Below are 14,375 nucleotides of genomic sequence, written 5' to 3'. Positions count from 1 at the left end.
CTCAGTGCGTTTCGGGCGTCTTGATGCCGCAGAGCATTTCGCGTTTGCCGGCAAAGCCCTGGCGGCGTTCGACGGAAAAACCTGCCGCGATGAGATTGCGGCGGACGAAGCCGGCCGCCGCATAGGTGGCGAAGGTGCCGCCGGGCGTGGTCTTTTCGTGGACGCGCCGCATCAACTCTTCAGACCACATGTCGCCGTTGCGCGACGGGGCGAAGCCATCGAGATACCAGGCGTCGAAGCCGGGCTTTGCGGCTGCGACGCCGTCGAGTGCTGCGCCGCAGACGACGCTGAGCCTTGTCTGGGCGTCGAGATCGAGCGAGACGGTATCGGCAGGGGGGTGCGGCCAGGACGCCGTCAGCGCCTGGCGTTCGGCATCGATCTCCGGCCAGTGCGAGAGCGCCCGGCCGATCTCCTCGCTGCGCATCGGGTGGAGTTCGAAGGAGATGAAATGCAGCTGCTGGCCTGCCGCGCGCTGCAGCTTCCATTGCCGCCAGGTCTCGGCGAAGTTCAGACCGGTGCCGAAGCCGAGTTCGCCGATCAAAAATTCCTGCCGCCCGTCCCAGCGCTCCGGAAGGCCGTTGCCGGCGAGGAAGACATGGCCGCATTCCAGCCGGCCATCGGTCTGGCAATAAAAATGATCGCCAAAGGCAGTGGAATAAGGCATATCGCCGTCGCGCCATTCGAGCGGCTGCGGCGCGCCCGCGCCAATCTGATCGGGGTTCACGTCTGTCATGGAAAAAGCCGATAATCCTCGGCCGGTCTCAGGTCAATCGTCCTGCCAATTGTTGATCGTCGGCGGCGGCATCATGGGGCTCTGGGCGGCCGTCCATGCCGAGCGTCGCGGCATCGGCACGGTCATCGCCGACGCCGGCAGGTTGGGCGCAGGCGCAAGCGGCGGCCTGCTCGGCGCGCTGATGCCGCATATGCCGGATCGGTGGTCCGAGAAGAAGCAATTCCAGTTCGATGCGCTGGTGTCGCTCGAAGCCGAGATCGCCACGCTCGAAGCGGCGACCGGGCTTTCGGCCGGCTATCGGCGTTCGGGACGGCTGATCCCGCTGCCGAAGCCGCATCTCGAAAAGATCGCCCGCCGCCATTGTGAGGACGCCGAACGCCATTGGCAGGCTGGCGAGCGCCGCTTCCACTGGCATGTGCTCGACGGCCCGCCGGTCGGCGGCTGGATCGAGGCCTCTGCCGGCGAGAGCGGTTTCGTGCATGACACGCTCGCCGCCCGCGTTGCGCCCCGCTCGCTGATTGCGGCCCTCGTCGCCTTGCTGCGGCGGGCAAAACATGTGCGCATTCTCGAGCATGCAACGGTTGCCGGCCTTGATCCGGATCGCGGCACGGCCGCCATAGGCGGCGAGAATATTGCTTTCAATCGCTGCATCCTGGCTGCCGGCCATCAGTCCTTTCCGGTGCTGCAGGGACTGACGCCGGGACTGAAACAGCCGCTTGGCCAGCCGGTCAAGGGACAGGCGGCGCTGTTGAAAGCCGAGATCGACCCGGGGCTGCCGACGATCTTCCTCGACGGGCTCTATATCGTCGCGCATGAGGGCGGCCATGCGGCGATCGGCAGCACCAGCGAAAACCGTTTCGACGATCCCGCTTCGACCGATGCCCAGCTCGACGCATTGATCGAAACGGCGCGGGAGATCGCGCCGATCCTTGGCGATGCGCCTGTTGTCGAACGCTGGGCCGGGCTTCGCCCCAAGGCGATCGACCGCGATCCGATGATCGGCCGCCATCCCGATCACCCGCGCCTGATCGCGCTGACCGGCGGCTTCAAGGTCAGTTTCGGCCTCGCGCACCGGCTGGCGGAGGCGGCGATATGTATTGCAGGCGATACAGACTGCGGATTTTTGCTGCCGGAAAGCTTCGGGATATCAGGCCATATCGCAGCCGCTTCACGTTAAACGTGAATTCGGCGCCGCTTCGTTTCGTTATTCTGTCATGCAAATCACCTATCTGCTTGCGCATCGACAGCGCCTGAAATCACCGGCGCTCCTTTTCCCGATGGAGGAAATCGCATGCGCTATGCCATTTGCTTCACGCCTCCGGCGAGCGACCCGCTATCGCTCATGGCCGCCCATTGGCTTGGCCGAAACGTGTTTTCAGGTGAGATGCTGGAGCCTCCGGCCGTTCGCGGCCTCGGCATCCATGAGATTGCCTTCCACACGGCGGTGCCGCGGCGCTATGGTTTTCACGGCCTTTTGAAGGCGCCGTTCCACCTGTGTCCGGAGCTGCCCGAATCGCAACTCCTGCGCGACCTCATGCGTTTTTCCGGGACTGTCCTACCCTTCCAGATTCCGCGTCTCGAAGTCGCCCGGCTCGGCAATTTCTACAGTCTGCTGCCGAGTGTTCCCTGCGAGCAGATCCAATATCTCGCTTCGGCGATCGTGCAGGAATTCGACCGTTTCCGCGCGCCGCTGAGCGAAGCCGACATCGAACGCAGCGATCCGGACGGGCTGTCGGCGGCGCAGTTCGCCAACCTGCATCGCTGGGGCAATCCCTACGTGATGGAAGAGTTCCGCTTCCATATGCCGGTGACGGGCCCGGTCAATGCGATCGACATGCCGCGCATCGAGCCGGCGCTGCGGACGATTTTCGAGCCCGTGCTCTGCGACCCGGTCGTGGTTTCGAATGTGGCGCTGATGATCGAAGAGGGCACCGGCGGTCCTTTCCGGGTTCATTCTCTGCACCCGATGGGCAAGGTCAGCGCGCGCAAGATCGCCTGACATGAGATAAGCTAACATATTGCGTAGAAAGGATAAAAATCCGCTGCGCAGTTTCCGTCTCGACATTCCGGCTGCGGATGCTACCGTTCTTCGTCTTTTCAGAAGGTGATTTGATGGTATCCGAGACTTATCCGCGCAATCTCGTCGGCTACGGGCGTCAAACGCCTGATCCGAAATGGCCTGAAGAGGCACGCGTCGCCGTTCAGTTCGTCATCAATTACGAGGAGGGCGGCGAAAGCTCGATCCTCGACGGCGATCCGGCGTCCGAAAACCTGCTGTCGGAGATCGTCGGCGCGGCCGCCTGGCCGGGGCAGCGCAATCTCAATATGGAATCGATCTATGAATATGGTTCGCGCGCGGGTTTCTGGCGCCTTTGGCGGATGTTCACCGATCTCAAGGTGCAGGCGACCGTCTACGGCGTGACGCTGGCGATGGCGCGCAACCCAGAGGCCGTCGCGGCGATGAAGGAAGCCGGCTGGGAGATCGCCAGCCACGGTTACCGCTGGCTGGAATATAAGGATTTTCCGGAAGATCTGGAGCGCAAGCATATTCTCGAAGCCGTGCGCCTGCACACTGAACTGACCGGCGAGCGACCCTACGGCATGTATCAGGGCAAACCCTCGGACAATACGCTGCGGCTGGTGCAGGAGGAGGGGGGCTTTCTCTATTCCTCCGATTCTTATGCCGACGACCTGCCTTTCTGGGTCAAGGGCATCGACGGGAAACCTTTCCTCATCATTCCCTATACGCTCGAAACCAACGACATGCGTTTTGCGACGCCGCAGGGTTTCAATACCGGCGATCAGTTCTTCACCTACCTCAAGGATGCCTTCGATACGCTCTATGAGGAAGGCAAGGCGGGCAGCCCGAAGATGATGTCGGTCGGCCTGCATTGCCGTCTCGTCGGGCGCCCCGGCCGGGCGGCGGCACTGAAGCGCTTCATCGAATATGTTCTGAAGCACGACAAAGTCTGGATTCCGCGCCGCATCGAGATTGCCGAGCACTGGCACAAGCATCATCAGCCGGACGCGATCTGATGCTGTCGCGCGAGGATTTCGTTTCCCGCTTCGGCGGCGTCTTCGAACATTCGCCTTTCATCGCCGAGCGTGCCTATGATGCCGGCAGCGTGACCGAACCGCTGACGGCATCAGGTGTGCATGTTGCGCTTGCGGCGGCCTTCCGCGCGGCAAGCCGGGAGGAACGTCTCGGCGTGCTCCGAGCCCACCCCGACCTTGCCGGGCGTCTTGCCATATCCGGCGAACTCACCGAGGACAGCCGCAAGGAGCAGTCCGGCGCCGGTCTCGACCGGCTGAGCCCTGCCGAGCACGCCCGCTTCACCGAACTCAATTCGGCCTATGTCGAAAAATATGGCTTTCCCTTCATCATCGCCGTCAAAGGACTCGGCAAGGAGGATATTCTGGAAGCTTTTGAAACACGGATCGGCAACGGCCGGGACGAAGAATTTGCGACCGCGACTGCGCAGGTCGAAAAGATCGCGCTGCTGCGTCTGACCTCGATGCTGCCGGAGGCGCAATGAAGGAGGGGCGTGCCATCGACTATCTCAATGACATGCAAAAGGCAGCATCCGAAGCGCTGTCCTTCATCGGCGGAATGGATGAGGCGGCTTTCGCCGAGGACCAGCTCACGTTCAAGGCCGTGGCCTTCTGCCACTTCACCATCGGTGCCGCGGCATCCCGTCTGCTGGTGACGCATCCGGAATTTGCCACCGAGCATCCCGGCCTGCCGTGGACGAAGATCTGCGGCACGGGCAATCGCATCCTCGACGATGTCTTCGATCTCGATCCCTCCGACATCTGGGAGGCGACCTATCGGACGCTGCCGGAGCTTCTTCGTGAGATCGATGCCGTCCGTAACTGGCATGCCCAAGGTGAGTGAGGCGATGCCCGAATTTCTCGACATTCGCCCGCTCACCGGCGCCGCCTTCGCTGCTTTCGGCGAGGTCATCGAAGCCGATCCGGCCTCGATGCGGCTCATCAATGGCGGCACGACCGAACGGTTTCATGCGCTCGCCGCAGCGGAGGCGGCGGGCGAGGGCGCGCGCGTCATCATCAATCTCTTTCGCGGCCAGCCGCGCAGCTTCCCCTATGATGTCGATATGATGGAGCGCCACCCTTTCGGCAGCCAGAGTTTCTCGCCGGTTTCCGGGCGTGCTTTTCTCGTCGTCGTCTCCGAGGATGAGAGCGGACGCCCGGGCAGGCCGCAGGTGTTTCTGGCACGTGGGGACCAGGGCGTGAACTACCGCCGCAACGTCTGGCATCATCCGCTGATGGCGCTTGGTGAGGTCTCCGATTTCCTGGTCGTCGACCGCGACGGGCCAGGCAACAATCTGGAGGAATTCTTCTTCGAAACCCCCTACATCATCAAAGAGCCAGCCCCATGACCGGTCTGACCACACATGTTCTCGATACCGCCCTTGGCAAGCCGGCCGAACGGCTAAGGGTCGATCTTTTCCAGCTCGACGGCGAGATGCGCAGACATCTGAAGACGGTCGAGACCAATGCTGACGGCCGGGTCGACGGTGGCCCCATCCTTGCCGGCGAAAATTTCCGGGCCGGCACCTATGAGCTGGTCTTCCACGCCGGCGATTACCTAAGGGCCTGCGGCACGCCTCTGCCGCACCCGGCCTTCCTCGATCTCGTGCCGATCCGCTTCGGCATTGCCGATATCACGGCGCATTACCATGTGCCGCTGCTGATCTCGCCCTATGGTTATTCCACCTATCGAGGCAGTTAGGGATGCGTTTTGCCGCAATCGCCGACATCCACGGCAACCATCTGGCGCTCGAGGCGGTGCTTGCGGATATTCGCGCTGAAGGCATCGAGGAAATCGTCAATCTCGGCGATTTCTTCAGCGGCCCGCTGGAGGCCGGCCGGACCGCGGATCTGCTGATGCCGCTCGGCCTGACCTCGGTCCGCGGCAATCACGACCGCTATCTGATCGAACAGGACCCGGCCACGATGCATCGCTCGGATGCTGCGGCCTATCGGCAATTGACGCCATCCCACCTCGACTGGCTGCGCAGCCTGCCGTTCGATACCGTCTATCGCGGCGAGGCCTATCTCTGCCATGCGACGCCGAAGGACGACAATCTCTATTGGCTGGAATCGGTCTCGCCTGATGGATTCGTCTTTCTGAAGCCGATCGAAGCGATCGAGGCGCTGGCCGACGGCATCGACCTGCCGCTGATCCTCTGCGGCCACAGCCACATTCCCCGCGCCATCCGCCTTTCCGACGGCCGGCTGATCGTCAATCCCGGCAGCGTCGGCTGCCCCGCCTATGACGACGTGCTGCCCTACTGCCACAAGGTCGAAGCCGGCCATCCGCTGGCGAGTTACGCTATTCTGGAAAAGACGGCGGCCGGATGGATATGGCAGTTTCGATCCGTCGCCTACGACCATATGGCGATGTCGGCACTGGCCGCCGAAAGGGGCCGTGCCGACTGGGCGAGTGCATTGGCGGCGGGTTGGGTGAGATAGCCCAGACCCGCCAGCCCTTCGATCAATCCTTCGTCGGCGCCGACGGGGCGATCGGCTTTGCCGTGGCTGCGGCCGGTGCCGGCGTTGCCGGAGGTGCTGCGGGTATTGCCGGCTTTACCGGAGCCGCAACCGCCTTTGCCGGTTTTGCGCCATCGAGATTTCCAAGGAGAGACGAGATGGCATTGTCGCCTTCGAAGCCGGCCTCCTTCAGCAATCTGTCGAGGATCGGCTTGTTGGCCTGATAGGAGAGGAGCTGGCCGGCCAGGCCCTCGCCAAGGCCGATGCCGCTGTCGCCATTCCCGCCATTTCCGCGGCCGAGCATGCCGCCAGTATCGAAGATCCTGATATCGGAGATCTTCTCGATCGGCTTGACCGCCTCGGCAAGCGCCTCGGGAATGATGCGGATACGCTCACGGGTGATCTCGAATTCGATGATGGTCTGGCTGAGCTTGTTGCGGGCTTCGTTGAGCAAAGCCTCGCTTTCCGCCGCTGCCTTGCCGGTTTCGAGAACACCCTTGGCCTTGATGATCGCCGCATCCGCTTCGGCGTTCGCCAGCGTCTTGATCGCTTCGGCCTGGTCGATCGCCGCCTGCTTCTCGGCCTCGGCGCCGACAGTGACGGCGGTCGCTTCGGTTTCGGCTTTCTTGCGCGCGTCGATCACGGCAATCTGTTTTTCGCGCTCGGCAATCTCGATCGCCTTGGCCGTGCCGACCTTTTCCTCTGCCGCGATTGCCAGCGCTCGGGCGGCTTCGGCGGTGGCCTTCGCCTCGGATTCCTCGCGGCTCTTATTGGCGACGGCGATCGCGCTTTCCTGGGCGACGATCTGAAGGTCGCGCTTGGCTTCGGTTTCGCGTTGCTGGACGGCGCGGGCCGCGTCGATGTTGGCGCTTTCGCGGGCCTGCTTGGCGGCTGCTTCGCGTTCGGCGATCGCCTGTTCGGAGGCAATGCGGGCTTCTTCCTCGGCGCGTTTTGCCGCCTGCTCCTGCTGGGCGGTTTCGGCGCGCGTCGCCGCGGATTTGTTGGCGATGTCGCGTTCCTGGCTGAGTTCGGCCTCGCGCTTCGTCCGCTCGATGGTCAGCGACTGCTGGCGGGCCTCCAGATCTTTCTGGGCGATGGCGACTTCGGTATCGCGAACGATCTCGTTTCGCTCCTTCTTGCGACCCTCGGTGATGCGGGTCAATGCTGCAAGACCTTGCGCATCGAAGAAGTTGTTGGCGTTGAAGTGCTTGATGTCGGTCTGGTCAAGGCGCGTCAGCGACACGGATTCGAGCTCGAGACCGTTTGACTGAAGATCGGCGCCGACGGCTTCCTGCACGGCCTTGACGAAGTCCATGCGCTGTTCCTGCAGCGCGTCGAGATTCATCGTCGCGGCCACCGAGCGGAGGCCGTCGACGAATTTTGCTTCGATCAGGATACGAAGCGCCTCGGCATCATTGGTGCGGTTGCCGAGTGTCTGGGCGGCAAGCGCAATCGAGGAGGCATCGGGTTTGACGCGGACGTAGAACTCGGCGCCGATATCGACGCGCATGCGGTCCTTGGTGATCAGCGCGTCGCCTTCGCCGCGGCGGACTTCCAGCCGCAGCGTCTTCAGGTTCACCCTGGCCGTGGAATGGAAGATCGGCAGGACGACCGAACCGCCGTCGAGCACGACTTTCTGGCCGCCGAGGCCGGTGCGCACATAGGCTTCGTCACGGCTGGAGCGTGTGTACAGGGAGGCGAGGACAAAACCGATGCCGAAGATCAGAACGATTGCAATGCCGGCCGGTAGAAGAATGTCATACATCATGACTGCTCCGTGAAAGATTGATTGTCCGATCCGGTGGGATCCACCAGGGCGGGAATGGCGATAAACACATCTGCATTGCGATCGACGAGGAGAACCTGCGTGCCGATCCCGAGAGGCTGCTGATCCTTGGCGGCCCTGGCTCTCAGCACATGCCAGTTTCCATGCTGGTCCTTGACGCGAACGCGTCCCGGCAGTCCCTGATCGAGCGGGCCGAGGGACACTTCGGCGGTCCGGCCGACGAGGGCGTCGAGATCGACTGCATAGGTCTCGTCGTGCGGCACGATCCGCGCCACGGTTCTGCTCGATGCCCTGACCATGGGGAAGGTGATCAAGAGAGCTGGAATGACGGCGATGACAGAGGGCAGCGGCGCCCAGAAGGCGTTGGCGACGGCCTGGACGGCAAAGCCTGAAATGGCGAAGAAGCCGAGTGTCAGCATCAGCAGAATGAGCAGGGGAACGCCGCCGAGATTGAGCCAGGAGAGATAGCCGGCAATGCCGTCATGGCCATGGAAATCCGGTTTTCCGAGAAGTTCGGTGATCGAAAAACCCATGACGGTCGCGAGCATCTCGATCGCCGTCAGGCCCGCAAGCACGGCGGCGGCGATGGCAAAGGGAGCACATTCGGGGGCGAAGAACAGTGCCATCGGCGTTACCGGTTATCGGTCTTGAAGCGTGCGAGACGTGCCTCGATCGCCCGCTCGCGGTGCAACCGGTCAAGCTCGTCCAATTCGGAACTATGGGTGTGCTCGCCCGCGGGAACGCCGGTCAGCCGCGAGACTGCCGCGGCGGCGCGGGCGGCACCTGCGCCTGGCGTCGGTCTGTTATGGCCGGCTGCGGCTTCTTCGGGATGCTTGGCGATGCTGCGCTTGAAATCGGCAAGGCGGGCGTCGGCCTCGCGGCGGGTGGCGAGCACGGCCTGCAGGGCTTTCTGGCCTTCGTCCAACTGCTCCCGGGCATCGGCCAGCGCCTTGTCGAGCGCTGCGATCTGGGATTCGAGATCGATCTGACGGGCGACGCCGGCTTTTGCAAGATCATCCCGTCCAGAGGAGACGGCAAGGCGGATCTTCGCGTCGAGCGCGTCCATGTCTTCGACGATTTCGTCCTTGCGGCTCTGGATGCGGTATTCCTCAGCCCGCGCCTTGCCGAGGTCGGTGCGGGCTTCCTCGGCGGCCGCATCGATCTCGCGGATAGCCTGTTCGATGACGGCGATCTTGTTGACGCCTTCCGCTTTGTCGATCGCTGCATTCGCGATGCCCGCGATCAGGCGACCCATGCGTGAAAGAATGCCTTCATTCGTCATGTTTTCCTCCATCCGAGTGGAATGCGGCGTGACGCCGATGTTAATCTCGTAGCGATCGTGGTCCGCTACAAGGTATGCGGGAAAAATACTCTCCCATCCCTTGGAATAGCCCGCGACATCGAAAGGCACGGCAACACGTCCGTGCACCGTGGCGATCGTGAGATCCGAGGGGCCCTTGATGGCGAAGAGCTTATCGTCGAGCGGCAGTTGCAGCGGATCGGGGATGACGCCCCGATTGGCGGCGAAATCACGAAGGCCGAGTGTGACCAGCCGCGCCGGCAGGCCCGTCTGCTCGCGGACGGTTTCGTAAGCAAGATCATGCAGGACCACGAGATTGGCGCCGGCCTTTTCGTCGATGAGTTCGCTCAGGATGTCGGTCATCCTGCGATAGGCGGCAATGGTGTCATCAAGCGCCTGTCGGGCCTGATCGTCAGGCGCAAGCATGTAGCGCAATAGTGACGGATGCGATGTCTTGCTCGTGGGTGCCATGGATAAAACATAAAGCACCGCTTTTGTGCTTTCAAGATGAGGCGCAAAAAATACAACCTTTGTTTAACGTATCGTTAGACGGAGGGAGGCGTAGAGCGATGCGCTTAGTCAGCAACTTGCAAGAAGCAGCGTTTGAGACATTCCGGTGCTGATGGAAGATCCGGCAGCAGATCGGCTCCGCTCCCTATCGGGCGGCCGTCTGCGCCTCGCGGATACCGGCGCTGATACGGTTGATGATGGTCCATATGAGAAGGAGAGCCACCACCGCCCAAAGCCACCAAGTCCATGCCGCAAACGTACCACCCATCGCGAAAAAGATGCCGAGCGCGCCAAAAAGCACTGCTCGGTCGCTCTTACCCAGTGGCCCGTCGTAACGTCGGCTCGCGCCGACCGTTTGACCTAAAACACCGGCAAATTCCGTCAGCACCGAAAGGAAGATGACGGCCATCGCCGGCCCCAAGCCGTTCGGATCGATGAGCGCAAACGGCAAATACAGGGCGACATCCGACACGACATCACCGATCTCGTTCAGGTAGGCGCCTAAAATGCTCTTCTGCCCATGTTCGCGCGCCAACATGCCGTCAATGGCGTTGAGGCCCATGCGCAGGAGAAACCACACAGGCACCAGCAGGAACCAATGCGGAAGCGGAGCAACGCTCAGAAAGAAGCCGAGTGCAACCGAGACGGCGGCGGCAACTGAAGTCACCTGATTGGCGCTGACGCCTCGCGCCGCAAGGGAGCGCACCAGAGGGCGAAGAATATTCTGAAACCGGGACTTCAATTGATAAACAGACATGCGACCTCATGGAATTTCGTGGCATCGGATAAATCTATTCCGGCTCCGGCGGTGCAGATCGTCGTACTTGTGGGGAAGTCCATACTTCATAGCGGTTCTCGCATAGGACTTACATTTGCGACTAGACTTTTGCAATGAATGCAAATCACTGTTCCGCTAATGGTTGCAACTTATCCATCGATCAGAACTGGAGAAGACCGTGCTGCAAGCTGCCGATAGTGGGCATTCGTCATCGACGGCCAGACCAATGCATGAATCCGAATTTGTCTCGCATGATGGCACACGGCTCTTTTATCGGATGTGGCCTGCGACGGGTGCTGCACCTAAGGGCGCAATCGTCCTTCTCCATCGCGGCCACGAGCATAGCGGCCGCGTCGCCCATCTCGCCACCGAGCTCGGCCTCGATGATTTTGCCTTCTACGCCTGGGACGCGCGCGGCCACGGGCGTTCACCGGGGGAGCGCGGCTATTCGCCATCCTTTGCCGCCTCGGCGCATGATCTCGATTGCTTCGTCCGCCATGTCAGCGAGACAAGCGGTACTGCCGTCGACGACGTCGCTGTCATTGCGCAGAGCGTCGGCGCGGTTCTCGCCACCACCTGGGTGCACGACTACGCGCCGCCGATCCGTGCGCTCGTGCTGGCCTCGCCGGCCTTCAGCGTCAAGCTCTACGTGCCTTTTGCCAAAGAGGGCATTGCGCTCTGGGAAAGGCTCAAGGGGACATTCTTCGTCAATTCCTATGTCAAGGCGAGGTTTCTGACACATGACCCCGAGCGCATCGCCTCCTACGAATCCGACCCGTTGATCACCCGGCCGATTGCCTCCAACATCCTGTTGCAGCTCTATGAGGTGGCAGCCCGCGTCGTCGGCGACGCCCGCGCCATCACCGTTCCGACCCAGCTGCTGATCTCCGGCAGCGACTGGGTGGTGCGACACGCGCCGCAGCACCGGTTTTACGAAAACCTCGGCAGCCGGATCAAGGAACGGCATGTGCTTGCCGGCTTCTACCATGACACACTTGGCGAAAAGGACCGTGCGATTGCCTTGGCCGAGATCCGCCGTTTTATCGATGCGCGTTTCGCCGAGCCCCGGGCGCCTGCCGACCTTCGCACCGCCCATATCCAGGGCTATACAAAGGATGAGGCGGACAGGCTCGCGAGCCCACTGGACGCCGCATCCCCACGCGGTATTTACTGGGCGCTCAGCCGCCTCAACATCAGGCTCGGGGCACTGGTGTCCGAAGGCATACGGACCGGGGTCGAGACCGGTTTTGATTCCGGCTCAACGCTCGATTATGTCTACGAGGACAAGCCGCGGGGGCTCGGTCCCGGCGGACGGTTGATCGACAAGGTGTTCCTTGAGGCGATCGGCTGGCGCGGCATCAGGCAGCGCAAGCTGCACTTGCAGGAGCTGATCGACCGCGCGCTGCAGCGCCTGAAAGCAGCCGGGCGCAGTACCCACATGCTCGATATAGCCGCCGGGCACGGCCGTTATGTCCTTGATGCGATCGAGGCGGCCGCCGTGCGTCCCGACAGTGCGCGGCTGCAGGATTATTCCCCCATCAACGTCGACGCCGGCCGCAACAGCATCGCTGCGCGGGGACTGGGTGATTTCGTAAGCTTCCGCCAGCAGGATGCCTTTGACGGCGAGGGGTTGGCTTCAATCACGCCGGCTCCGGATCTCGCAATCGTCTCCGGCCTGTATGAATTGTTTTCCGACAATGCGATGATCGCCGCTTCGCTCGATGGGATTGCCCGCGCGATGCAGCCCGGCGGGCTGCTCATCTACACCAACCAGCCATGGCATCCGCAACTGGAGATGATCGCCCGTGCTCTGACCTCCCATCGCGGCGGCCAGGCGTGGGTGATGCGGCGGCGGACGCAAGAAGAAATGGACCAGCTGATCGCCGCCGCCGGCTTCCGCAAGATCGAACAACGGATCGACCAGTGGGGCATTTTCACCGTCTCGCTGGCGGAGAGAGTGTGAGGGCAAAGCCGTTGGGGCAGGCACGTTCAACGCTTTCTGAGGCAGCGCCGGTCCTGAGGCGGGCAGCGCTCTGGCTCGTCTTCCTGGCGCCGTTCTTCTATCTGACTTATGGCGGCGCCAATTGGGTGGCGTCGCAACGCGCTGATGTGCCGAACATTGCCTTCGCATGGGAAAGCGCCATTCCGTTCTTCGCGTGGACGATCATTCCCTATTGGTCGATCAATCTGTTCTACGCACTCTGCCTGTTCATCAACACGACGCCGCGCGATGTGGATAGGCTCGCGAGGCGTTATCTGACGATCCAGCTAGTAGCCGTCGCCTGCTTTGTCGCGTTTCCGCTCGAAGCAACCTTCGTGCGGCCGGCCACGAGCGGCCTGCCCGGTTTCATGTTCGCCGTCCTCGGTGGCTTCGATAAGCCGTTCAACCAGGCGCCGTCGCTGCATATCGCGCTCCTGGTGGTGATCTGGGACCATCTGCGCGGCCGGCTGTCGCGGAAGGGGCGGCTTCTCTGGCACTTCTGGTGCTTCCTGATTGGCGCCTCGGTGATGACGACGTGGCAGCATCAGGTCATGGACATACCGACCGGCATGCTGCTCGGTCTGTTCGCCGCCTGGCTTTTCCCGCGCGATGCCGGTTCGCCTCTTGCGAATTTTGCTTTGAGCGGCGATCCGAAGTCGCGCCGTCTTGGCGTCTACTATCTGTGCGGCGCCCTCGCATGTCTCGGCCTTGCAGTGCTCTGCACGCCTCTATCGGCCGCAGCGCTTCTGTTGCTGTGGCCGGCCGTTGCGCTGGCGATCGTCGCAGTCGGATATTTCGGCGCCGGTCCGCAGATATTCCTGAAACGCAGCGATGGCCGGGCCGCGTTTGCCAGCCGCTGGCTACTGGCGCCCTACCGGCTCGGCGCTGTCATCAACGTTTGGCTCTGGACCCGAAAAATGCCGGCATCCGTGGCGATCGCCGATGGTGTCCATCTTGGTCGTTTTCCGCGTCGCCACGAGGCCAACCGTTTTGCCACGGTGATCGACATTACCGGCGAACTTCAGCGGCCGAGCGGGACGCTTGCGGGCTGGTCCAGCTTTCCAACCCTTGATCTGACCGGTCTCGACAAGATCCAGACCCGAGCTGCGGCGAACCTTATCGAGGTTGCGCGCCAGCAGGGACCGGTCCTCGTCTGCTGTGCGTTGGGTTTCCAGCGGAGCGCCGGCGTCATCGTGCGCTGGCTGCTCATTAGCCGACGTTGCGACAATCCAGCCGAAGCGCTGCGGCTGATCGAACGGGCGGGGTGGCGTGTTTATCTGCCCGTGGAAAGTCTCCATGCCGTGGCGGAGGGCTTGCAATGACGCAGTGGAATAGCACGGCCTCGGCGGCCGCGCGAAATCTCGGCCGCAATGCGATCTTCTGCGGGCTGACGGCGTTGTTGCCACTGATTGTCGGCCCGATCACCGCGGGATATCGAGGTTTCGCTCCAACGCTCGGCTGGCTCTTGATGCTCGTTTTCTGCGGGATTGTCCTTGCGCTGGCGATCCACCTGCTCTTCGATGCGCTGTTATTTCGCCTCGCGTCGAGCCACGAGACAGAGGCCACCGGCCTTGCCGCCATTGACGACCTCTTGTCCCGGATGCAGCTGCGCAAGCCTGACGGGACGCCGCGTGGCCTCGAGAAGCGGATTGCCGGATCGCGCCGCATCGTCTGGCAGCAGCGTTTCGCCCTCGCCGTCTATCTCGTGATTTTCGCGATCCTTCTGCTCGACGCGACCGATGGGCAGCTGCTCTGCTGAGCGGCTTCTCAAGC

16 protein-coding genes are annotated in these 14,375 nt (G+C 62.4%); 11 read left to right on the top strand and 5 right to left on the bottom strand.

Annotation, left to right across the window (positions count from 1 at the left end; translation table 11 throughout):
- Window position 1: 1 nt before the first annotated feature.
- On the bottom strand, window positions 2-733 hold the full coding sequence (gene mnmC2 / locus CO657_RS14795) for a tRNA (5-methylaminomethyl-2-thiouridine)(34)-methyltransferase MnmC2 (RefSeq protein ID WP_054182786.1): 732 nt from the start codon (window positions 731-733) through the stop codon (window positions 2-4).
- On the opposite strand from mnmC2, the gene CO657_RS14790 reads away from it, so the two are divergent.
- The 8 genes from CO657_RS14790 to CO657_RS14755 all read left to right on the top strand — a co-directional run bounded on the left by CO657_RS14790 (window position 732) and on the right by CO657_RS14755 (window position 6,229).
- Window positions 732-1,910 carry an NAD(P)/FAD-dependent oxidoreductase gene (locus CO657_RS14790; RefSeq protein ID WP_054182785.1) on the top strand — a complete coding sequence of 393 codons (1,179 nt, stop codon included), beginning with the start codon at window positions 732-734 and terminating at the stop codon, window positions 1,908-1,910. The two genes, mnmC2 and CO657_RS14790, sit on opposite strands and share 2 nt — an antisense overlap.
- Before the next feature lie 114 nt (window positions 1,911-2,024).
- Window positions 2,025-2,732 (top strand): DUF1045 domain-containing protein, encoded by a 708-nt coding sequence (locus CO657_RS14785; protein WP_054182784.1) that lies wholly within the window; start codon window positions 2,025-2,027, stop codon window positions 2,730-2,732.
- A gap of 113 nt (window positions 2,733-2,845) precedes the next feature.
- Window positions 2,846-3,769, top strand: coding sequence for an allantoinase PuuE (gene puuE, locus CO657_RS14780; protein WP_054182783.1), 924 nt, complete (start codon window positions 2,846-2,848; stop codon window positions 3,767-3,769).
- Window positions 3,769-4,269, top strand: coding sequence for a 2-oxo-4-hydroxy-4-carboxy-5-ureidoimidazoline decarboxylase (uraD, locus tag CO657_RS14775; RefSeq protein WP_054182782.1), 501 nt, complete (start codon window positions 3,769-3,771; stop codon window positions 4,267-4,269). Before puuE ends, uraD begins: the two co-directional genes overlap by 1 nt.
- Window positions 4,266-4,628 carry a HepT-like ribonuclease domain-containing protein gene (locus CO657_RS14770; protein ID WP_054182781.1) on the top strand — a complete coding sequence of 121 codons (363 nt, stop codon included), beginning with the start codon at window positions 4,266-4,268 and terminating at the stop codon, window positions 4,626-4,628. Before uraD ends, CO657_RS14770 begins: the two co-directional genes overlap by 4 nt.
- Before the next feature lie 4 nt (window positions 4,629-4,632).
- Window positions 4,633-5,133 (top strand): ureidoglycolate lyase, encoded by a 501-nt coding sequence (locus CO657_RS14765; protein ID WP_054182959.1) that lies wholly within the window; start codon window positions 4,633-4,635, stop codon window positions 5,131-5,133.
- The gene (gene uraH / locus CO657_RS14760) at window positions 5,130-5,486 is read left to right on the top strand and encodes a hydroxyisourate hydrolase (protein WP_054182780.1); all 357 of its coding nucleotides are present in this window, start codon (window positions 5,130-5,132) and stop codon (window positions 5,484-5,486) included. Before CO657_RS14765 ends, uraH begins: the two co-directional genes overlap by 4 nt.
- 2 nt (window positions 5,487-5,488) lie before the next feature.
- Window positions 5,489-6,229 carry a metallophosphoesterase family protein gene (locus CO657_RS14755; protein ID WP_054182779.1) on the top strand — a complete coding sequence of 247 codons (741 nt, stop codon included), beginning with the start codon at window positions 5,489-5,491 and terminating at the stop codon, window positions 6,227-6,229.
- A gap of 22 nt (window positions 6,230-6,251) precedes the next feature.
- Here the strand turns inward: CO657_RS14755 and CO657_RS14750 are convergent, their stop codons facing one another.
- The 4 genes from CO657_RS14750 to CO657_RS14735 all read right to left on the bottom strand — a co-directional run bounded on the left by CO657_RS14750 (window position 6,252) and on the right by CO657_RS14735 (window position 10,600).
- Window positions 6,252-8,015 (bottom strand): flotillin family protein, encoded by a 1,764-nt coding sequence (locus CO657_RS14750; protein WP_054182778.1) that lies wholly within the window; start codon window positions 8,013-8,015, stop codon window positions 6,252-6,254.
- Window positions 8,012-8,659, bottom strand: a complete 648-nt coding sequence (locus CO657_RS14745; RefSeq protein WP_012558584.1) for an OB-fold-containig protein — start codon at window positions 8,657-8,659, stop codon at window positions 8,012-8,014. The genes CO657_RS14750 and CO657_RS14745 overlap by 4 nt, the downstream gene beginning before the upstream one ends.
- Before the next feature lie 5 nt (window positions 8,660-8,664).
- Complete coding sequence (locus CO657_RS14740) at window positions 8,665-9,804, bottom strand: PspA/IM30 family protein (protein ID WP_012558583.1); 1,140 nt, start codon at window positions 9,802-9,804, stop codon at window positions 8,665-8,667.
- Between the two features lie 184 nt (window positions 9,805-9,988).
- The gene (locus CO657_RS14735) at window positions 9,989-10,600 is read right to left on the bottom strand and encodes a CDP-alcohol phosphatidyltransferase family protein (protein ID WP_054182777.1); all 612 of its coding nucleotides are present in this window, start codon (window positions 10,598-10,600) and stop codon (window positions 9,989-9,991) included.
- A 199-nt stretch (window positions 10,601-10,799) separates the two neighbouring features.
- Here CO657_RS14735 and CO657_RS14730 point away from each other — a divergent pair, with 199 nt between their 5' ends.
- From CO657_RS14730 to CO657_RS14720, 3 genes are read left to right on the top strand one after another with little or no spacing between them, the layout of a single operon-like run.
- Complete coding sequence (locus tag CO657_RS14730; RefSeq protein ID WP_012558581.1) at window positions 10,800-12,584, top strand: bifunctional alpha/beta hydrolase/class I SAM-dependent methyltransferase; 1,785 nt, start codon at window positions 10,800-10,802, stop codon at window positions 12,582-12,584.
- Between the two features lie 11 nt (window positions 12,585-12,595).
- Window positions 12,596-13,924 (top strand): phosphatase PAP2/dual specificity phosphatase family protein, encoded by a 1,329-nt coding sequence (locus tag CO657_RS14725; protein WP_041671499.1) that lies wholly within the window; start codon window positions 12,596-12,598, stop codon window positions 13,922-13,924.
- The gene (locus tag CO657_RS14720; RefSeq protein ID WP_012558579.1) at window positions 13,921-14,361 is read left to right on the top strand and encodes a hypothetical protein; all 441 of its coding nucleotides are present in this window, start codon (window positions 13,921-13,923) and stop codon (window positions 14,359-14,361) included. Before CO657_RS14725 ends, CO657_RS14720 begins: the two co-directional genes overlap by 4 nt.
- Window positions 14,362-14,375 lie beyond the last annotated feature (14 nt).

The sequence above is a fragment of the Rhizobium acidisoli genome (assembly GCF_002531755.2).
GTDB lineage: Bacteria > Pseudomonadota > Alphaproteobacteria > Rhizobiales > Rhizobiaceae > Rhizobium > Rhizobium acidisoli.
Note: the sequence above shows the minus strand (reverse complement) of the source record. Positions and strands in the feature narration are given on the sequence as shown.